The sequence below is a fragment of the Bifidobacterium sp. M0353 genome, from assembly GCF_016100645.1.
Taxonomy (GTDB): Bacteria; Actinomycetota; Actinomycetes; order Actinomycetales; family Bifidobacteriaceae; genus Bombiscardovia; species Bombiscardovia choladohabitans.
Genome location: NZ_JACFSB010000001.1, coordinates 1,149,241 through 1,169,089, shown reverse-complemented (window position 1 = coordinate 1,169,089; position 19,849 = coordinate 1,149,241). Strand labels below are relative to the sequence as shown.

Here is a 19,849-nt window from a genome sequence, read left to right as displayed (position 1 = left end):
GAGGCAACCCGGATCTGAAAGGCGTACAGATGAGCGATAAGAATGATCTGACTTTCTCGGCGGAGGAATCCCGCATGATTTGGATAGACTGCGAGATGACCGGTCTGGATATCTTCCATGACGAGCTGTGCGAGGTCTCCGTGGTGCCCACTGACTTCAACATGAAGGTCCTGGACAAGGGCATCGATCTGGTCATCAAGCCCTCCCAGGCGGCCCTGGACCATATGGGGGACTTCGTCAGGAAGATGCACACCTCCTCCGGTCTGATCGAAGAGATGAAAACCGGCCTGGACCTTGAGGAGGCCCAGCGTCAGGTAATCGAGTACGTCAAGCCCTTCCTGCCCAAGAACGGCAAGGCCCATCTGGCAGGCAACTCCGTGGGCTCCGATAAGAAGTTCCTCGACCGGTACATGCCTGACCTGATGGCTCTTCTGCATTACCGGGTCATTGACGTGAGCACCCTCAAGGAGCTGTCCCGCCGCTGGTACCCAGACGTCTACAAGAACAAGCCGGCCAAGCATGGCGGCCACAGGGCCCTGGCCGACATCATCGAGTCCATGGACGAGCTGCGCTACTACCGCTCCATGTTCTTCCTTCCGGCTCCCGGGCCCGACCAGGCCCAGTCCAAGGCCGGTGCGGAACAGATTGAGCAGACCAGCCTGCTGCGCCATTACGAAGAGTCCGGCAATCCGGTCGAGGATGCCAACAAGCCCGAGAAGACCGACTACTGACAGGCGCGGCCATGTACCTCTGACGTGGCACCATTAAGGCATGCAGCAATCCGAAGCCTTGACCATATTGAGTGCGGGGGCCAATGCCTTCATCACAGGCGCCCCCGGGTCAGGCAAGACCTTTGTGCTCAATGAGTTCGTCGCCCAGGCCCGTCAGGCCGGGGCGGTAGTGGCGGTGACCGCCTCGACCGGCATCGCCGCCACGCACATCAACGGCCAGACCATCCATTCCTGGAGCGGAGTAGGCATCGCCACCTGCATGACCGAATCGCTCTTGAAGCGGATCAAGACCCGCCGTCGCAGGCAGATCGAGGGCACCGACATCCTGGTCATAGACGAGGTCTCCATGATGCACGCCTGGCTCTTCGACATGGTGGACCAGGCCTGTCGAGCCGTTCGCCACAGCCCCGAACCCTTCGGAGGAATCCAGGTGGTCCTTTCCGGGGACTTCTTCCAGCTGCCACCGGTGACTCGGTCCAACCGGGCTGCAGGAATACTACCCAGCCCTGAATTCCAGGCTGCCCGGGAACGCTACGCCCGGGCAGGCAAGGACCCGGACGGGTTCGTGACAGAATCACTGGTCTGGCAGGACCTGGACCCGGTCATCTGTTACCTGACCGAGCAGCACCGCCAGGACGATGGCCAGCTCTTGACCGTCCTGACCGATATCAGGGAGGGCGGCGTCACCCAGGAGGACCATGAGGTCCTGGCCGCCCGTGTGGGCGTAGTGCCCGCTCCTGGCCAGGTGGCGGTCCACCTCTTCCCGGTCAACAAGCAGGCCGACACGCTCAACGACAAACGCCTGGCCTCCATTGACGAAGAGGCTCACCATTACCAGGCCACATCCCGTGGCGAGGCCAGGTTGGTGGAGCGGTTGAAGAAGAACATGCTGGCCCCCGAGGATCTGGCCCTGAAGACCGGAGCCGCAGTCATGGCCCTGCGCAACGATCAGGATCATCAATATGTCAACGGCTCTATAGGTACAGTCAGCGGATTCACCAGCTCGGCCAAGGGGGGATGGCCGATCGTCTCCTTCCAGAACGGCAACGTGGTCACCATGAAGCCGGCCGCCTGGGAGACCATGGACGGGGACACGGTCTTGGCCGCCGTCAACCAGGTGCCTCTTCGCTGTGCCTGGGGGATCACCATCCACAAATCCCAGGGGATGACCTTGGACAGGGCGGTCATGGACCTGAGACGGACCTTTGCGCCAGGGATGGGATACGTGGCCCTCTCCCGTGTGGAAAGTCTGGATGGGCTCTACTTGACAGGCATCAATGAGCACGCCTTTCTGGTCTCTCCCGATGCTGTCGTTCTGGATGCTGGTTTGAGGGCTGAGTCCAAGGTGGCCTGTGCCCGTCTGAAGGATGAAGGTGCTGAGTCCTTTACCAAGCGTGCCGTCGGTCAGGAACCAGAAGACGAATTCAGCCAGGACGAGCTGTTCTGAAGGGTCGGCCTTACTTGTCTTGGCTCGGTACGGTCGTTCGGGTCGCTAGAGACACCATGACAGACGGACCATGTCTTTAAGGGTGATTCCGTTCTCGACAATGGGCTGCTGGTAGCGGTCTACAAAATAATCCCGCACAATGCGGTCCATGCGAAATCCGCATGTCTGGTAGAAGCAAAGGGCTCCAAAACTGGTGGATCCGGTGCCTACTTCCAGTCTGCTCAGACCCAGACCGACAGTTTCCATCTTGGCTCGTTCTATTAATCTGCTTCCAAGTCCCTGTCTGCGAAAAGCGCGGTTCACGCTGATATCGGCGATTTCCAAGGCGTCCGTAACAGGTCTGATAAGCAGCATGGCACCGGCCAGAGCTTGTCCCACTCGGATTTCATAGGCGCGGGAATGGGTGAAAACGTCATGGATTATCCGTTCCGAAGGATCGGCCTCCAGGAGGAGCGTCATGTGCTCTGCGTCAAGGTCGGTGAAGGTCTGGATGGTCACACCTGGCTCTGATGACATAGGTGCCCGCCTTGTCCTTGTAAAAGCAGAAAACCTGTTCGTACATAACCATCATATCTTGGCTGTCCTCATGGCCGAGGGTAGATCTGGATAGATGCCAGATGTCAGGTTGCGGATTTACTGACCTTTTCCTGCATGCGCCGTTTGGTTTCGGGTTCGGCTGACGGCTAGGTGGACTCGGACAAACTCCTGCAGTGTTAAGGCCGGCAGGTTCTTGCACCTCTCAAAAGCAGCTATGCTGGCTCTTTATTTCTTGTCCATGATCATTCCCCGGCCTCCGGTGACCGTCCAGAGTATGACGGCGAAGACCGTCAAGACCGTGGCAATCGCCGGCCAGATCCCCTGTCCAGGAACTGGCGGTTTGATGTCCTCGGGGTATAGACGAAGCGTCAGCCCCATGCCTACCTGCATACCTTGGCTGGCGATATTGATCACTGCCAGCCCTACGCCCAGCCCAAGCCCGTAGAAACGGCCCAGTAATGCGATGCCGAGCATGACCAATGATGCGTCGACCAGGCCGTTGCAGGAAGCCAGCCTAAGTAGCGACTGCGCGTTGGTCGGGTCGCCGTGGGAGCTAGGTATGGTAAGGAGGAGGCTGAAAAGAAACGGCAGCATCAGCACGCCTGTCCCGGCAGCCAGGGCTCGCCAACGGACGCGTGCCAGGTTCAGGCGCTCCCAGGTGGGCATAAGCGGGGCAAGCATGACCAAGGCGCATGCGCTGAACGCCGCGTAGGCCAGCTCGGCCATGGGCACCATACTGGGCACGGCGCTTTTGCCTTGTGGGCATTGGGTATGTACGGCGCCGTTGAATACCGCTGCATGTGGGTCAGGAACGCAGACGTACCCATAATAGGCTGGCCGAGCATAGATCTCTCCGCCGGTAGCGGAAGCGGAGACGGAGGCGAGCAGGAAGGGCACGGCCGCAGCCAGCGCGATGAATGCCAAGGCCGCCCATGAGTGGCGCCCAGCCAACCATCCGACTGAGATTCCGCCTTTCATGGAACCACGTCGATGCCGACCGCCCATCAGTGGTTCTTCCCCAGATCATCGATGACATCGGACGGCGTGACGGCGCAGCGTTCGATCTCAGAGAGGTTGCGACGCACGTAGGCATGAAACTCTTCATTAGTGGCGTCGTTAAGTAGATCGGCGGCAGGGCCTCTGGCGCTTCCCATCCCAGAGCTCCCGTTTCCTCCGCCCAACGCCTCGTAGGCGGTCTCTCTCATGCGCTGGGGCAGCTGTTCCAGCACAAAGGCGGACACGCTGGCACCGTCATCTAGTGTTCGTTGTTTGTACACGTTTTTAAGTGCCATAGCCGAGCAGTCTGCATGAATGAATTCTTTCACGATGGTCTCTGTGATATCAGCTAGGTCGCTGTATTGTCCAGTGCGTTCAGTGACTGTGTCGGTCATTACCTGTATCTTCTTGCCGCCCAGGTGCTGCAATTCGGTCAGGCCCCGGTCGGTGAGATTCCATGCCTGGCCGTGGGATGTAGGCGTAAAGGCGTTGCCCAGCAAAAGCACAAGACCCGAGCTGCCTTCCACACTGTCCTTGGGGAACCATGAGGCGACCGAATGCATATACCGTATGTAGCGTCTCAGCTGGGCACCATCATCCGGGTGGGCGCACACCGACAGTGGCACACCGTCTATGCTTTTGCAGACAGGGGTGAACGGAGCGGACCGGCGCCATTCTGCCGGACCGGACATGGCGACCAGGCCCCCGGCAGCAGTCGGAACAAGCAGAAGCACCGCCAATGGGGCGACTATCCATGATAGGCCGGGCCGCCACCAGTGCGCGGTCAGAATGCAGGCCGCTGTGGACGCGGTCAGCACTACAGCGACTAGTACCCAGCGCACTGTCACCGCTGAAGGGTTAATGCTGAGTCCCGGCTCGGCACCGATGCCCGTGTCCATCACCGGCATTGCCACGGCCAGTGGCGACCCCCACGCTCGTGGGAACACGTCACCCTTGGGAGTGCGTGGCATCAGCAGGAATACGCTGCCCCAACACAGGGCGGCAGGCAAAAGCGTGGCCGGTACCAGGGACCAGCGGCTGCCCATGATGGCCCCGAGTGCATAACCGAGGGCGAACATTGCCGCCGGCACTGCCATACCCATGAGCAAGGCTCCCAAGGGAGCCAATCCGCCTGTGGATTGCAGAGTTTGGACAATGGCGGGAAGACAGCCTGTCGCATAGGCCAGCGAGCACAATGCAGCGCCCTTGAGGACAGGCACGCCGTACCTGCGGACAGCCGAGCCTCCGATCCAGGGCGGCGCGACCATGGACTGCGGGGAGCATGCCTTCCAGGCACTCCACGCACCAAATATGCAGGCAATCACATCCGTCATTAGATGCATCCAAGTCAGGTCAAGCTGCAAGGCCGCATCTGTCAGTACCCACGGGGACGCGTCTGATCGGCCGACTCCGTAGTTGCGCACAGATAATGCGGCCGGATATACCATCATTGACAGGAAGAACACCAATGAGCTCACTGGTGACAAGGGATTGAGCAGCCGGGCCATTATGAGACCTCATTCTGGTTGGATGGCAGGTGTTCAGTCCGCGTCAGAAGTTGTCGATAACCGGATTCCCAAGGCGATGCCATTGAGTCCTCAGGATCGGCCAGGGAGGCGAGATCATCCATGTGTCCGTCCAGGAGCAGACGCCCGTGGTTGAGCACCAGTACACGGTCGGCAACTGCGGCCAGGTCCTCGACCAAATGCGTACTTACAAGCACTGTGTGGCTGTCGGCATAGGCATCGAGGAATTTACGCACCTCAATGCGCTGCACCGGATCGAGGCCAACGGTTGGCTCGTCCAAGACAAGCACGTCGGGACGGGCGACAATCGCGCAAGCGATGCCCGCTCGTTGACGCATGCCACCGGACAGGCTGCGCACCGGGCGGCGAGCTTCCCCGGACAATTCCACCTGCTCCAGGGCCCACATCGCTGCATCACAGGAAGCTTTCCAGGACAGACCGCGCGCCCATGCGGCGTACCGTACATTGCGCATCAGGCTGGAAGCATTCATCAACTCGAACGATTGCGGCAAATATCCGATTCGGCTCCTGGCCCGACGTCGTCCAGCGCTTGTCAGCACATTCGCCCTGGCTATCCTTACACTGCCCGAGGAAGGACGTGACAAGGTGGTCACAATATTCATCAGTGTCGTCTTGCCGGCACCATTGGGCCCCAAGAGCCCGAATACGCCATTGCCGAAGCTCAAGGACACATCCGACAACGCCTGTTTACGGCCGTATGAGAAAGACACGTGCGAGAGAGAAACGTCTACTTGATAAGTCACCATTGAACCAAACTAATAAAAAGATTGAACTAATTTTACTTCAAAATTCATTTAATTGTACATTACACAACTGCCCGAGTCAAATCGGTGTGCTTGACAAAGCGCATGAACGGTATTCGGAATTGTTCTAAGAAGTTGCGGTCTCCGTATTCCGCAGCGTCTCGATTGATCTCAAGAGATGATCCGAGGCGTGGCCGCCAGAACTATGTATGATTGGCGCGATCAATAATTTCCAGATTTCGGGCTCTCCTGCAGCAAATTGTCCCAGGTCATCTTCTATGGCTGCTTGTCCCTTTGCGCGCATATCTTTAGGAGGTATGAGAACCAAAGCCATGCGCATGTCAACCCTCTTTTTGCGGACCCTCAGGGAGGATCCGGCTGACGCCGATGTGGACTCGGCCAAACTCCTGCAGCGGGCAGGATACGTCCGCAAGGTGGCCCCTGGCATCTTCACCTGGCTGCCACTGGGTCTGAAAGTCCTCGACAAGGTCCAGGCCGTGGTTCGGGAGGAGATTGACCGCATTGGCGCCCAGGAGGTTCACTTCCCGGCCCTGCTGCCTCGCGAGCCCTACGAGGCCACCCACCGATGGGAGGAGTACGGCGAGAATCTCTTCCGCCTCCAGGACAGGCACGGCGCTGATTACCTGCTGGCTCCCACCCATGAGGAGATGTTCACCCTTTTGGTCAAGGACATGTACTCCTCATACAAGGACCTGCCGGTGGTTCTCTATCAGATCCAGACCAAGTACCGCGACGAGTTCCGTCCCCGCGCCGGGCTGATCAGGGGTCGCGAATTCATTATGAAGGATGCTTACTCATTCACCGTGGATGAGGAGGGGCTGAAGAAGGCCTACCAGGATGAGCGCGGCGCCTATGAACGAATCTTCAAGCGTCTGGGTGTCAATTACGTAATCGTCCATGCGGTCTCCGGACCCATGGGGGGATCCGAGTCCGAGGAATTCCTGGCTCCGCTGCCCATAGGCGAAGACACTTTTGCACTGGCTCCCTCGGGGAAAGCGTGGAACGTGGAGGCGCTGACCACCCCGAGCCCTGAGCCCGTCGACTATGCCGAGACCCCGGCCATGCAGGAGCTGGACACCCCCGACTCGACCACCATCGACACCCTGGTAGAGCGGTTCAACCAGCTGCATCCTCGTGAGGACGGTCGTGACTGGACCGCTGCCGATACTTTGAAGAACCTGATTGTGGCCGTCAAACACCCTGCGGATGATGACCATCCCGAAGGCTGGCGGGAGCTGGTGGCCGTCGGCCTTCCGGGCGACCGTCAGGTGGACATGAAGCGGCTGGAGGCCCAGTTCGCCCCGGCCGAAATCGAGGAGGCCAATGAGGCTGACCTGGCTGCACACCCCGAGCTGGTCAAGGGATATATCGGTCCCCGTGTTCTGGGTCCTCAGCGCTCGGACAGCGAGTCTGCCGCCCATATCCGCTACTTCCTCGATGCCCATGTGGCGTCTGGCTCAGCCTGGGTGACCGGTGCTGATGCCGAAGGCGTGCACCTGGCCAATGCGGTCTACGGTCGTGACTTCCAGGCCGACGGAGTGGTGGAGGCCGCTGAGGTCCGTCACGGTGACATGAGCCCTGACGGATCAGGGCCGCTCAGCTTCGAGCGTGGCGTGGAGATCGGCCAGGTCTTCCAGCTCGGACTGAAATACTCTGACGCACTGGGTCTGAAGGTTCTGGACCGCAATGGCAAGGCGGTGCCGGTCTGGATGGGTTGCTATGGCATCGGCATCTCTCGCGTGCTGGCCTGCATCGCCGAGATGCATCATGATGACAAGGGTCTGGCCTGGCCCAAGGCTGTCGCCCCTGCTGCGGTTCATGTGGTGGCCACCGGCAAGAAGCAGGAGGCTTTCGATGCCGCCGAGAAGCTGGTTGCCGACCTGGAGGACCGTGGCGTGGAGGTCCTCTACGACGACCGGCCCAAGGTGTCTCCAGGGGTCAAGTTCAAGGATGCCGAGCTGATCGGGGTCCCCCTGGTCGCCATCGCCGGTCGCGACACCATTGCCAACGGCACCATCGAGATTCGCAACCGCGACGGCTCGGAGGTGCAAGCAGTTCCTGCCGATCAGGCCGCTCAGGTAATCGTGGATCGGATTGCAGCTCTGCAGTAGGATATGCCGCACTTATAGTTGCCTGCCGCAACCAATATAAATATAGAGGGGTGGGGCCTTGGCCGCGTCATGATCTATGCGACCAAGGCCCCACCCTTTTGGTTGCATCGGTTTTTGGTTCGGGAACCTATCCGGTCAGATGCGCAGCAGGATGGGCAGGTGGTCCTGGCGCTCGCCTGTGTCCACGGGTTCGCTGGTGCTGACCTGGTCAGCGATTCTGTTGGAGGTCAGCCAGTAGTCGATGCGCCAACCGGAGTTGTTGATCTTGCTTTTTGGAGCCCGCTGGGCGAACCAAGTGTAGATGCTGCGGTGGTCATCGTAGAAGCCGGCGGCATCGCCATGGATCTTTCGGAAGGTGTCGGTGAAGCCTGCATCCAGCAGAAGGCCGAACTTCTCGCGCTCCTGATCAGTGAAGCCGGCGGAATGGTGGTTGGATGCCGGGTTGGCGATGTCGATCTCCTCGTGGGCGACATTGAAGTCGCCACAGGCCAGGACCGGTTTGCGGGCATCCAGTTCCTGCAGGTAGTGACGGTAGCGATCGTCCCAGACGCCGCGCGGCTTGAGCCTGACCAGTCCCGATCCTGAATTGGGGGTGTAGACCGTGGTGACGAAGCAGTCCGGGAACTCCAGAGTGAGCATGCGGCCCTCGTCGTCCATGGTGTCCGGAGCGCCGATGCGGGGGCGGGTCACTGTAGGTTCCGGCAGGCTCTTGCGGTAGAGCATGAGCGTGCCTGCGTAGCCTGTGCGGGCCGGGGGCTCGGAGCGGCGGTCCACCTCCTGGTAATCGGGGAAGTAGCGCATAAGCGCCTTAAGGATGCCCGCGGATTTCTTCTGGTCGCCGTTGAGTTTGGTCTCCTGGATGGCTACGACATCGGGGTCCAGATCCCGTATGGTCTCCACCACCTTCAGAGAGAGAGCGCTGCGGCTGCTCTTGCCGAGCAGGGCGGCATTGAGCGAATCGATATTCCAACTGACCAGCGTGTGAACCATGACTGCGGGTCCTTCCAAACCGTGCCGATGTATCTGCTCTCACAGTTTAGCCCAGGACCAATGTGCGATGGTTCTGGACAGTGGAGGGGCATTCGGAACCCAGCCATGGGGGCGGCTTGTCCACCACGGGAACCAGACCGAGCCCGTTCGACCACATTGGTCTGCGGGTCAGGTGCGGGGACGTGGGCGGAGGCAGGATTAATTCACCGTTCGACGGAGGGTTCCTGGCCGGGGCCAGTACCTTCCCCCGCTCCGATTATCCGCGCTCCGGTCGGGGATCCTCCGTCGAATGGCCTCACCGCGCAAGATCAGGAATCGACTGGCAGATTTACAGCGTCGGATTCACAACATCAACAGAGAGGTTCCGGTATGTCCATCAATGAAATAAAAACGACCGTCTTCGGCTTTATGGGGACCCAGCCAACGCGTTTGGGACAGCCGGGGTCTACACCCGTCTGCTCTTTCAGGCTGGGCTCCACGCCGGCCTATTACGATGCTGCGGCTGGGGTGTGGAAACGAAAATCCACCACCTGGCTGACAGTCAAAGCCTTCAGGACTCTGGCGGTCAATGCCCTGGTCTGTCTGCACAAGGGTGATCCGGTGATTGTTTCAGGATCCTTGGTGACGGAGGAATGGACCAGCGATGGTCAGCCGCATAGCAGTCTGGTCTTGGTGGCGGATGGCATCGGTCACGACCTGGCCCGGGGACAGGACACCTTCACCAGGAACCAATCGGGTGTTGTGCCTATTGATGAGGAGGCCGACGGTCCGGATCCTTGGACCACGCCGCTATCATCTTCATCGTCCGAAACTGGATCGGCTCCTGCCTCATCTGTGTCATCTGCAGCCGATCGGACTTCGGTGAAGAATTCCAATGCCGGATGAGCAAAAGTTGTTGAGGCCGAGCAAGACGAAGGCGGGAGGCCAACTGATTCCCGTCGACCTACCGCCTTGATCAGCGGGCTGATTGAAACCGTCAACCAACCAACGATCTCAATCGAACCGGTTTACCAGATCTTGACCCGTGCGTCTGGTTCCAGCCACATGCCGTCGTCGTCGGTGACCCCGAAGGCCTGATAGAAACGATCCACGTTCCTGACGATGCCGTTGGTGCGGAATTCAGCAGGGGAGTGGGGGTCGATCTGCAGATACTGTTCGGCCAATTGATCCCTGTTCTTGGTCCTCCAGATGGAGGCATAGGACAGGAAGAACCGTTGCAGACCGGTGTAGCCGTCCATGACAGGAGCCGAGGCCAGTGCCCGGTCCATAGCCGCATCGTCTGTCCTGGCTGTGCCGCCCTCCTTCTTCTGTAGGGAGAGTGCATAGGCCTTGATGGCGATGTTGACGCCTCCCAGATCTCCGATGTTCTCGCCGATGGTCAGTGCTCCATTGACATGGGGTGCCTGCTCGGGCTTGTCGGCGTACTTCTCGGCGAGCTGTTGGGGGACGAACCCGTTGTACTGCTCGATGAGTGCCTTGGTCCGCTGCTCGAAGTTCATACGGTCCTGCGGGGTCCACCAGTCCTGCAGACGCCCGTCGCCGTCGTACTTGGAGCCCTGATCGTCGAATCCATGGCCGATCTCGTGGCCGATGACTGACCCGATGCCTCCGTAGTTGACGGCATCGTCGGCTTCTGGGTTGAAGAAGGGCGGCTGCAGGATGGCCGCGGGGAAGACGATGACGTTCAGGGTGGGCTCGTAGTAGGCGTTGACCGTCTGAGGATTCATGAGCCACTCTTCCTTGTCCACAGGCTTACCGGCCTTGCCGAACTGGTAGCCGGACTCGTAGAGGTTGGCCCGCCGCACGTTGTCGACCAGACCCAGCTTTTCATCCACAGCCAGTGCCGTATAGTCGCGCCAGTGCTCGGTGTAGCCAATCTTGGGCGAGAATTTGTCCAGCTTGGCAAGAGCTTTGACCTTGGTCTCTTCGCCCAGCCAGTCGCTGGAGGTGATGGAGACCCGATAGGCGTCGATCAGGTCTGAGACCAAAGCCTCCATTCGGGCCTTGCTGGAGGCGGGGAAGTGCCGACGAACATATTCGCGTCCGACATCCTCGCCGCAAATGCCGTTGACCAGGGAGACTGCTCGCTTCCAGCGGTCACGCATCTTGGTCGTGCCTGAAAGGACCTTGCCATAGAAGTCGAACCTGGCCTGATCGAAGTCGCCGCTGAGCAGACCTGCCCACTCGATCAGGGTGTGCACGCGGGCCCAGAGTTTCAGATCCTCCAGGTCGCTGGTCTTCCAGAGCTCGTTCAAACCCTGCAGGAAGGAGGGTTCGTGCACGATGGTCCTGGACAGGGCTGAGCTCAGATCGACCGGCTGCAGATTGGCGACAGGGCTGGCTGCGTATGCCTTTTGCCAGGACTCGATCCAGGTGTGCAGGTCGAAATCGGCGAGTGTTGATTCCAGGTCAGTCAGGGTGGTGGGGTTGTAGGTACGATCCTCATCTCTGGTGGACACGTTGTCCCAGTGGCGTGCCGCTATACGTGTCTCGATCTCGAGGAAGGACTCCGCCTGCCTGTGGGCATCCTCCTGGTCGTCGGCGTAGCCGGAGAGCCTGAGCAGGGAGGCGACCATGTCGGTGTAGGCCTGGCGGACTGGAACGTAGCTCTTCTCCCGGTAGTAGGCCTCGTCGGGAAGCCCCAGCCCGGCCTGTTCCATATGGGCCACGTTGACACCGGCGTTGCCCGGGTCGCCATAGATGGCAATGCCGAAAAGATCGGGACCGCCAGTGGGATTGAGCCGGCCCAGCAGGCTGGTCAGTGCCTTCTTGTCGGTCACGGCATCAATGGCCTGCAGGTCTGGGCGAATGGGTTCCATTCCCGCGGCTTCGATGGCCTCGGTGTCCAGGAAACTGCGATAGAGCAGGGCTGACTTGACAGCCGGGGATTCCGGGTCCTCGAGGATTTCATGGATCTGGGCCTCGGCATCCTCGGCGAGCTTGTCGAAGGAACCGAACCGGGAACGGTCCTCGGGCAGACTGTAGGTGTCGATCCAGGGGCCGTTGACGAAGCGGAAGAGGTCGTCCTGGGGGCGAATGACCGAGGAGAAGGAGGCCGGATCAAGTCCGGAGGAGGTCGTGGATTCTGTAGATTGTGCCATGCCACAAGCCTAGCCATCTTTGGTGACATGCCATGCCCCGGGGTCGCCGGGAATCAGCGGACCGGCGAACCATCCGCCGAAGGAAAAGCCACGATTGCCTCCTTGGTGATTTAAACTTGGTAGACGGTAACAGGACGGCCGCTCGGTCGCCCTGAGCGAGCGAAAGAGGACGGTATGACGGATCCCATGCAGGGCGGTCAGCCCAATCAGTACGGTGGTCAGGATTCTTCGCAGAATAACGGCCAATACCAGAATTATTACGGACAGAATAATTATGGTCAGTATGGGCAATACCCCGGCTACCAGGGGCGCCCGCCACGGATGGATCCATTCTCCATGATCGCAGAGGATCTGGGATTAAGAACCCTGCGGGCCATCCGCATCATTATGGGCGTCATGGGCGTGATTGGCGTCATCCTGGGCCTGGCCCTTCTGCTCAGACCGGACAAGACCCTCATTGCCGTGACTGTGGTGCTGGGCATCTACTTCATCATCTCCGGCGTGGTCCGTCTGGCCACCTCCATCGTGTCCAAGGGGCTTCCTGGCGGTTGGCGGGTGCTCGGTGTCCTCTTTGGCGCCCTGATCGCCGTCGGCGGCATTGTCATCGTCAGGAACACGGCCCTGTCCGCTTCAGCGCTGACCCTACTGGTCACCATCATCGTGGGCATCAGCTGGATCATGGAGGGCGTGATGAGTCTGGCAGCATCCTGGGGGCTCCCGCATTCAGGCTGGGCCATCTTCTCGGGCATCGTCTCCATCATCGCCGGAATCATCGTCATGATCTACCCGCTGAGCTCCGTCATTTTCCTGGTCATTTTCAGCGGGTGTGCTCTTCTGGTGCTGGGAGTCGTCTCCATCATCAGGGCCTTCACCTTCGGTCGGAACTGAGAGCCGGACTCGTCCGACCGACCCGATAATACTGAGTGGTAGTACTTGGGCAGGATTCTGAGGGGTGGCACCCGCGGGCACCAATTATGAAAGGACGCAGAGGATGATCGAGCTCAAAACCAAGCAGGAGATCGAACAGATGAAGCCGGCGGGCAGGTTTGTCGGCAGCATCCTCAAGGAGCTCAAAGCCATGAGCAAACCCGGGGTCAACCTGCTGGAGCTGGACGACTACGTCAAGGACAGGATCAACTCCCGTAAGGGAGCCACCTCCTGCTACGTGGACTACGCGCCTGATTTCGGCACCGGCCCCTTCGCCCACTACATCTGTCTGTCCGTCAACGATGCAGTCCTGCACGGGGTGCCATATGACTACAACCTCAAGGATGGCGACCTGCTCTCCCTGGACCTGGCCATCAACGTGGACGGCTGGGTGGGCGACTCGGCCATCAGCTTCGTGGTGGGCGAGCATGCAGATCCAGAGGATCTGCGCCTGATTCGAACCACGGAAGAGGCCCTGAAGGCGGGCATCGCCCAGGCTCAGCCCGGCAACCGCCTGGGTGACATCTCCGCTGCAGTCGGTCAGGTTGCCCATAAAAACGGATACAGCGTCAACCTGGAGTTCGGCGGACACGGAGTAGGGCGGATTATGCACGGCGATCCCCATGTGCCCAACGACGGCACGCCTCATCACGGCTACAAGCTGCGCCCGGGCCTGGTCATCGCCATTGAGCCTTGGTTCCTGGCGACCACCGATCAGATTTACCAGGATCCCAAGGATGGTTGGACCCTGCGTTCTGCAGACGGATCGCGCGGTGCCCACAGCGAGCACACCATCGCCATCACCGAGCAGGGGCCTGTCATCCTGACGACCAGGGACTGAGTCATAGGTTGCTCGCGGCCGAGCTAGGACTATAAGGGACCCAGGAATGTTCACAATGTGGATGCTCATGGGTCCCTCTTTGATACCTGCCCTGTTTGACACCGGCCCTTTCTTTCCTGGCCTTGTGCCCGCAGGCTGGTGTGGGAACGAGGACGGCACTGGCCTGGACCTGCGCGTCGTGGGTGGAGGTGACGGATTCATGCTTGTGGTTACAAGCCGGTAATCGAAGTCGTGGTTGTTTCTGCTAGCATGTCGGCAATTCCACGCCGGTACAGGTGCCGGTAGCCTGATCCGGCATGGCCGTCGACTCTCACTGGCACCTCACTGGTTGATTGACAGGAGGTGCGTGGTGTCCACAGCACGGTTGTCCATCGATTCCGAACAGGTTGATCTTCCCCTGGTTCGCGCCACCGAAGGGCCCGACGGCATTCTGGTCTCCTCCCTGCGCAACGACGGCTGGGTCACGCTGGATCCCGGCTTCCAGACCACGGCCCAGTGCGTCTCGGGAATCACCTTCATTGACGGCAAGCGGTCCATACTGCGCTACAGAGGCTATGCCATAGAGGACCTATGTGCCCAGTCCAATTTCCTCGAAGTGGCCTGGTTGCTGTCCCACGGTGAGTTGCCTGATGCCGAGCAGTACCAGCGGTTCCGCAGCCATGTCCTGGGCTACACGGTCGTAGGGGAGGACTTCCGCCATCTGCTCTCTTCCTTCCCCCGCCAGGCGCATCCCATGAGTGTGTTGGCTGCGGCGGTCAATGCTCTGGCCGGCTTCCACCCGGATACCTGTAATGTTGACGATTCCGATCAGCTGGATGAGGCCAGCGCCATCATCATGGCCAAGGTGCGCACCATCGTCTCCCTGATTCACCGTCGTCGCCGTGACCAGCCGCTGCTCTACCCGGACAGGACCTGGGGCTATGTGGAGGACTTCCTGCGGATGAGCTTCGCCATGCCCTACCAGCCCTATCAGGCCGATCCTCTTAAGGTGCAGGCCCTGGACAAGCTTCTGATCATCCACGCCGACCATGAACAGAACTGCTCCACCTCAGTGGTGCGGATTGCCGGATCGGCCCGGGCTAACCTGTATTCGGCAGTGGCCGCCGGCATCAATACCCTGTCAGGTCCCCTGCACGGCGGGGCCAACGAGGCCGTGCTGCGTCAGTTGAAGAGCATACGGGATTCCGGTCTGGGAGTGCGGGGGTATGTGGACCAGGCCAAGAGCGAGGGGCGGAAAATCGCGGGTCTGGGCCACCGGGTCTATAAGTCCTATGACCCGCGCGCGGCCATTGCCAAGCAGTGGCTCTACAAGCTCATGGACGAACCCGACCAGGACAGGAATGCCGAGGATGCGGAGCTCTTCGACGTGGCTCTTGAGCTGGAGGACCTGGCACTGCACGACGACTATTTCGTCGAACGCCACCTCTATCCCAACGTTGACTTCTACACAGGGCTCATCTACCGCGCCATCGGCTTCGACCCGGAGATGTTCACCACGCTCTTCGCATTGGGACGCATCCCCGGATGGATCGCCCAGTACCGGGAGATGCTGGACGATCCCGACACGAAAATCGGTCGTCCCAGGCAGGTCTATACCGGCCAGGGCCCACGCGACTACCTGCCCATGGAGCAGCGCTGAGCCCCATGACCGCCGGATCAGTTGGCGTGCAGCCGCTCGTTCAGCTCGATCCCCTTCTTGCGGGGCAGGGCCTTGACCTGGCCAGTGCGGGAGTCGCGGATGAAGAGCAGATGATCCCGTCCGCTGAGCTTCGCCCCCTTGACCACCTGATCGCCCAGGCCGATCTTGGTGCCGGCGGTGACGTAGAGCCCGGCTTCGACAACGCAGTCGTCGCCCAGTGAGATACCGATGCCGGCGTTGGCCCCCAGCAGGGAGTGCTGACCGATGGAGACCCGATGGCGGCCTCCGCCGGACAGGGTGCCCATGATGGAGGCTCCTCCGCCGATGTCCGAACCGTCGCCGACCACGACCCCCTGTGAGATCCGGCCTTCGACCATGGAATGGCCCAGGGTTCCGGCGTTGAAGTTGACGAAGCCCTCATGCATGACCGTCGTTCCCGGCGCAAGGTGGGCGCCGAGCCGAATCCGATCGGCATTGCCGATGCGGACTCCCTCGGGAACCACGTAATCAACCATGCGGGGGAACTTGTCCACGCTCAGCACCGTTACCTGCGTCACGGGGACACCTGGCATGGACCGGCTGGCTGCATCCATGACCCCTGACCTACGCAAAGCGAAGTCCTCCACGGCGAAGGGTCCGTAGTTGGTCCAGACCACCGTGGTCAGTTGTTCGAAGATCCCATCCAGGTTCATACTGTTGGGCGGGGTCAGGCGCATGCTGAGCAGGTGAAGCCGCAGATAGGCGTCGGCGGCATCGGCTATCGGGCCATCCAGATCGGCCACGGTGAAGACAGGCACCCTGCGGATGCCGCGGGCGTCGGGCTGGTTGTGAACCTGGTCGCCGAAGTCGTGGTTGGGACGGTTCGCCGGGGTCGGCGGTGTGGAGATCTCGGCCTTGGGGTACCAGACGTCCAGGGTCCGGCCCTGTTCGTCCTGGCTGGCCAGGCCCCAACCCCATGCGGTGCGTGCTGTGCTCATCGTTCCTCCTTCAGGCGGTGCAGTCGTGTTGACATCAAGTTGTCTTACAGGATAAACCGGTCGATGCTCAAACACGGGCGGTCCGTCCGACAGCCGGGTCTGGATCGTCGTCAGCCAGGTCCCAGCCGATAGGTAAAATCATCAACTATGAGTGCCTACAGTCATGAGCGGGAGCGCCGGGAGCGCCGGCGTCGCAATACGGCCAGGGCGGTCTGCCTGGTCATCGCCGTGGCGTTGCTGGCCAGTCTCGTCATCCCTGCCATCTTCAGCGGCCTTTGACCCGGCCCGTCCAGTCGGCGGGAATTCGGCCGTCACAGGCAAAGGCAAACAGGAATGAAGACGGTGGCCGGCTCGTGCGGAGCCGGTCTGGAAAGCGGTGAGACGGTATGGCAGAAATGGATTTTGCTCAAGCATTGGAGCAGGCCAAGGCCAAGTACGAGATGATTTCCAAGGCGCTGGACCCGGAGGGTCTGCGCTCGCGGATTGCTGATTTGGAGCGTCAGGCCAGCGCGCCCGGACTCTGGGACGACCAGGAGAATGCGCAGAAGGTGACCAGCAGGCTCTCGGCCCTGCAATCCCAGCTCAAGCACCTGGAGTCCGCCTCCTCACGGCTGGACGATGTCCAGGCACTGGAGGAGCTGGGCCAGGAGGAGCATGATCAGGACACCCTGGTGGAGGCCCGCAAGGAGATCGACTCTTTGAGGTCCGACCTGGATGACATGGAGATTCAGACCCTGTTGGACGGGGAGTACGACGAGCGCGCTGCCGTGGTCACCATCCGCTCGGGCGCCGGCGGGGTGGATGCGGCCGACTGGGCCCAGATGCTCCTGCGAATGTACATGCGATGGGCTGAACGGCACGGCTTCTCTACCAAGGTCATGGACACCTCCTACGCGGAGGAGGCCGGCATCAAGTCGGCCACCTTCCAGGTGGACGCCCCCTATGCTTATGGGCGGTTGTCGGTGGAGGGCGGCACCCATCGTCTGGTGCGGATCTCGCCCTTTGACAACCAGGGCAGGCGGCAGACTTCTTTCGCTGCTGTCGAGGTCATCCCCCTGGTGGAGCCCACCGACCATATCGACATCCCCGACTCGGACATCCGAGTGGATACCTACTGCTCCTCCGGCCCCGGCGGCCAGGGTGTCAACACCACCTATTCGGCTGTGCGCATCACCCACCTGCCGACCAACATCGTGGTCACCATGCAGGATGAGCGCAGCCAGATTCAGAACCGCGCGGCTGCCATGGCCGTTCTGCAGTCCCGGCTGTTGGTTCTGCGGCATGAGGAGGAGGCCAAGAAGAAGAAGGAGCTGGCCGGCGACATCAAGGCCAGCTGGGGCGACCAGATGCGCTCCTATGTGCTGCATCCCTACCAGATGGTCAAGGACCTGCGCACCGGATACGAGACCTCGGATACCCAGGGGGTCTTCGACGGTGACATTGATGCCTTCATCGAGGCCGGAATTCGCTGGCGGCACCAGCAGCGGGTCCAGGCCCGCGAGGAGGAAGCCGACAAGTAGAGCTTCGTCCGGCTCAGGTCCGGTCGGTGTTTCATGGGTGAGTAGTGTCGGTCTTCTTGATAGCCTCTGTATGGGAATACCGAGGAACGGAGTGTAAATGGCGTTGATTTCGCTCAAGGGCGTGACCAAGATTTACCCCAAGGGGTCCCGTCCAGCCTTGGACAACATCAGCCTGGATGTCAATCGCGGGGATTTCGTCTTTCTGGTGGGCGCCAGCGGGTCGGGCAAGACCACTCTGCTGCGGCTGCTCCTGCGCGAGGAGGAGGCCACCGAGGGGGAGATCCGCGTGGCCGGCAACGACCTGCGACGTCTGCGCAACCGCGAGATCCCAGGGTATCGGCGTTCCATCGGTTTCGTATTCCAGGATTACAAGCTGCTCAACAACAAGACCGTATGGCAGAACGTGGCCTTCACGCTGGAGGTCATCGGTGCCCGTCGGTCCACCATCAAGACCCTGGTGCCTCAGGTGCTCAAGACCGTGGGGCTGACCGGCAAGGAGCACAACTACCCCCACGAGCTCTCCGGCGGCGAGGCCCAACGTGTGGCTCTGGCCCGGGCCTACGTCAACAACCCGGAAATTCTGCTGGCGGATGAGCCTACCGGCAATCTTGATCCCACCACTTCCTTGGGCATCATGGAGGTCCTGGACGCCATCAACAGGACCGGTACCACCGTGGTCATGGCCACCCACAACGAGGAGATCGTCAACTCCATGCGCAAGCGTGTGGTGGAGCTGCATACAGGTCGGATCATGCGTGATGAGGCCCACGGCTCCTATGATTCTTCTCGCTTCTTCCCCGATGCAGAAGTGGCTGCACGCTCCCATCATGCCATCGGGGATCCCGCTGATGGCGATGCCCTGGATCGTGTGCGTAAGGCTGGAGTTGCAGGGCGCCGTCCGGTGCAGGTCGTTGTGCAGGATGGGAACAGCTCGGCCACCGAGCCCATCGCGGATGGGACCAAGGGGGCCAAGCAGGTGGTCCAAGCGGTTGCACAGGCCGTCAACCAGGGTCAGTATGGCGACGAGGGGATCGCGCGTCTGGCCAAGTCCATGCATTCGGGCAGAACCGGGCGTTATGGACAGGTCTTTACCTCGGTGGAGGACACCCTGACCTGGGGCAAGGGTCTGGGCAGCCTTGAGTCCGCGCAGGAAGATTCCAGCCAGCACGAAGACACAGCTGCAGGGTCTGACTCGGATGAGCGGTTCCGCAGGCCTGCGGCCCAGGGCAGCCAGGGTCGGTCAGGTCAATCGAGTGACGGTTCCAGGGACAGGGACCACGACAAGGCAGGACATGCCCATACAGAACGTACAGCTTCCAGAAAATCCCCCAATCCTGCCCGTGGTTCGGATGCTGTTCAGCCCAAGGCGACCGCTGAAGGCAGGCCCCAGGATCGGCAGACCGAAGAATCGGGGAGCAGGCAGCGGGACGGGAAACGCGGCGATGACAGCAAGGGTCTCGCGCATGACGAACGCAATCGTGATCGAGGTCAAAGAGCGCCCAAGAAGGACGACAAGGCCAATGACCGACGATCGATGAAAGGTTCTTCTGCCAAGACCTCTGATAGTGGACAACGGTTCAAGAGGCCCGATCAGTCTTCGGAGTCCGATGGCTCCAGCCCGGCAGAGCCGACCGGCAAATCAGATCAGACTGCAGGCCGGAAGAAGCAGGACGTCCCCAAACCCTCAAAACAGTCCTCCAACAAGGCCAGGGCCGATAAAA

General features: G+C 60.7%; 16 protein-coding genes and 1 pseudogene. 10 read left to right on the top strand and 7 right to left on the bottom strand.

Features of this window, described 5'->3' with window-relative positions; all coding sequences use genetic code 11:
• Positions 1-29: 29 nt before the first annotated feature.
• Both orn and H3V04_RS04810 read left to right on the top strand, forming a co-directional pair.
• On the top strand, positions 30-731 hold the full coding sequence (orn, locus tag H3V04_RS04815) for an oligoribonuclease (protein WP_045935639.1): 702 nt from the start codon (positions 30-32) through the stop codon (positions 729-731).
• A 40-nt stretch (positions 732-771) separates the two neighbouring features.
• Positions 772-2,178 carry a PIF1 family DEAD/DEAH box helicase gene (locus H3V04_RS04810; RefSeq protein WP_198187385.1) on the top strand — a complete coding sequence of 469 codons (1,407 nt, stop codon included), beginning with the start codon at positions 772-774 and terminating at the stop codon, positions 2,176-2,178.
• Between the two features lie 45 nt (positions 2,179-2,223).
• Here H3V04_RS04810 and H3V04_RS04805 read toward each other — a convergent pair whose 3' ends face one another.
• The 4 genes from H3V04_RS04805 to H3V04_RS04790 form a co-directional block, all read right to left on the bottom strand.
• Complete coding sequence (locus H3V04_RS04805) at positions 2,224-2,694, bottom strand: N-acetyltransferase (protein WP_198187384.1); 471 nt, start codon at positions 2,692-2,694, stop codon at positions 2,224-2,226.
• A 246-nt stretch (positions 2,695-2,940) separates the two neighbouring features.
• Entirely contained in the window at positions 2,941-3,639 is a 699-nt protein-coding gene (locus H3V04_RS04800; protein ID WP_198187383.1) for a hypothetical protein, read from the bottom strand.
• Between the two features lie 80 nt (positions 3,640-3,719).
• Positions 3,720-5,219, bottom strand: coding sequence for a hypothetical protein (locus tag H3V04_RS04795; RefSeq protein WP_198187382.1), 1,500 nt, complete (start codon positions 5,217-5,219; stop codon positions 3,720-3,722).
• Positions 5,219-6,004, bottom strand: a complete 786-nt coding sequence (locus tag H3V04_RS04790) for an ABC transporter ATP-binding protein (RefSeq protein ID WP_198187381.1) — start codon at positions 6,002-6,004, stop codon at positions 5,219-5,221. The genes H3V04_RS04795 and H3V04_RS04790 overlap by 1 nt, the downstream gene beginning before the upstream one ends.
• A gap of 314 nt (positions 6,005-6,318) precedes the next feature.
• On the opposite strand from H3V04_RS04790, the gene H3V04_RS04785 reads away from it, so the two are divergent.
• A complete protein-coding gene (locus H3V04_RS04785; RefSeq protein ID WP_198187380.1) occupies positions 6,319-8,133 on the top strand; it encodes a proline--tRNA ligase in 1,815 nt (604 codons plus the stop codon).
• A 135-nt stretch (positions 8,134-8,268) separates the two neighbouring features.
• Here H3V04_RS04785 and H3V04_RS04780 read toward each other — a convergent pair whose 3' ends face one another.
• Positions 8,269-9,123 (bottom strand): exodeoxyribonuclease III, encoded by an 855-nt coding sequence (locus H3V04_RS04780; protein ID WP_198187379.1) that lies wholly within the window; start codon positions 9,121-9,123, stop codon positions 8,269-8,271.
• Positions 9,124-9,492: 369 nt separating this feature from the next.
• Here H3V04_RS04780 and H3V04_RS04775 point away from each other — a divergent pair, with 369 nt between their 5' ends.
• Positions 9,493-10,008, top strand: coding sequence for a single-stranded DNA-binding protein (locus H3V04_RS04775; protein ID WP_198187378.1), 516 nt, complete (start codon positions 9,493-9,495; stop codon positions 10,006-10,008).
• 122 nt (positions 10,009-10,130) lie between these two features.
• On the opposite strand, the gene H3V04_RS04770 is transcribed toward H3V04_RS04775, so the two are convergent.
• Entirely contained in the window at positions 10,131-12,224 is a 2,094-nt protein-coding gene (locus tag H3V04_RS04770; protein ID WP_198187377.1) for a M13 family metallopeptidase, read from the bottom strand.
• A 174-nt stretch (positions 12,225-12,398) separates the two neighbouring features.
• Between H3V04_RS04770 and H3V04_RS04765 the strand changes: the two genes are divergently transcribed.
• From H3V04_RS04765 to H3V04_RS04755, 3 genes are all read left to right on the top strand, one after another.
• On the top strand, positions 12,399-13,112 hold the full coding sequence (locus H3V04_RS04765; RefSeq protein ID WP_198187376.1) for a DUF308 domain-containing protein: 714 nt from the start codon (positions 12,399-12,401) through the stop codon (positions 13,110-13,112).
• A gap of 103 nt (positions 13,113-13,215) precedes the next feature.
• The gene (map, locus tag H3V04_RS04760) at positions 13,216-13,992 is read left to right on the top strand and encodes a type I methionyl aminopeptidase (protein WP_198187375.1); all 777 of its coding nucleotides are present in this window, start codon (positions 13,216-13,218) and stop codon (positions 13,990-13,992) included.
• A gap of 349 nt (positions 13,993-14,341) precedes the next feature.
• A complete protein-coding gene (locus tag H3V04_RS04755; protein ID WP_081709080.1) occupies positions 14,342-15,631 on the top strand; it encodes a citrate synthase in 1,290 nt (429 codons plus the stop codon).
• 17 nt (positions 15,632-15,648) lie between these two features.
• On the opposite strand, the gene dapD is transcribed toward H3V04_RS04755, so the two are convergent.
• Positions 15,649-16,608, bottom strand: a complete 960-nt coding sequence (gene dapD, locus H3V04_RS04750; RefSeq protein ID WP_198187374.1) for a 2,3,4,5-tetrahydropyridine-2,6-dicarboxylate N-succinyltransferase — start codon at positions 16,606-16,608, stop codon at positions 15,649-15,651.
• Positions 16,609-16,755: 147 nt separating this feature from the next.
• Between dapD and H3V04_RS10420 the strand changes: the two genes are divergently transcribed.
• The 3 genes and pseudogenes from H3V04_RS10420 to ftsE all read left to right on the top strand — a co-directional run.
• A complete protein-coding gene (locus H3V04_RS10420; RefSeq protein WP_255297770.1) occupies positions 16,756-16,887 on the top strand; it encodes a hypothetical protein in 132 nt (43 codons plus the stop codon).
• A 107-nt stretch (positions 16,888-16,994) separates the two neighbouring features.
• On the top strand, positions 16,995-18,128 hold the full coding sequence (prfB, locus tag H3V04_RS04745) for a peptide chain release factor 2 (protein ID WP_198177402.1): 1,134 nt from the start codon (positions 16,995-16,997) through the stop codon (positions 18,126-18,128).
• A 97-nt stretch (positions 18,129-18,225) separates the two neighbouring features.
• Positions 18,226-19,258: pseudogene (gene ftsE, locus H3V04_RS04740) on the top strand (cell division ATP-binding protein FtsE); the annotation flags it as partial.
• Positions 19,259-19,849: the final 591 nt, after the last annotated feature.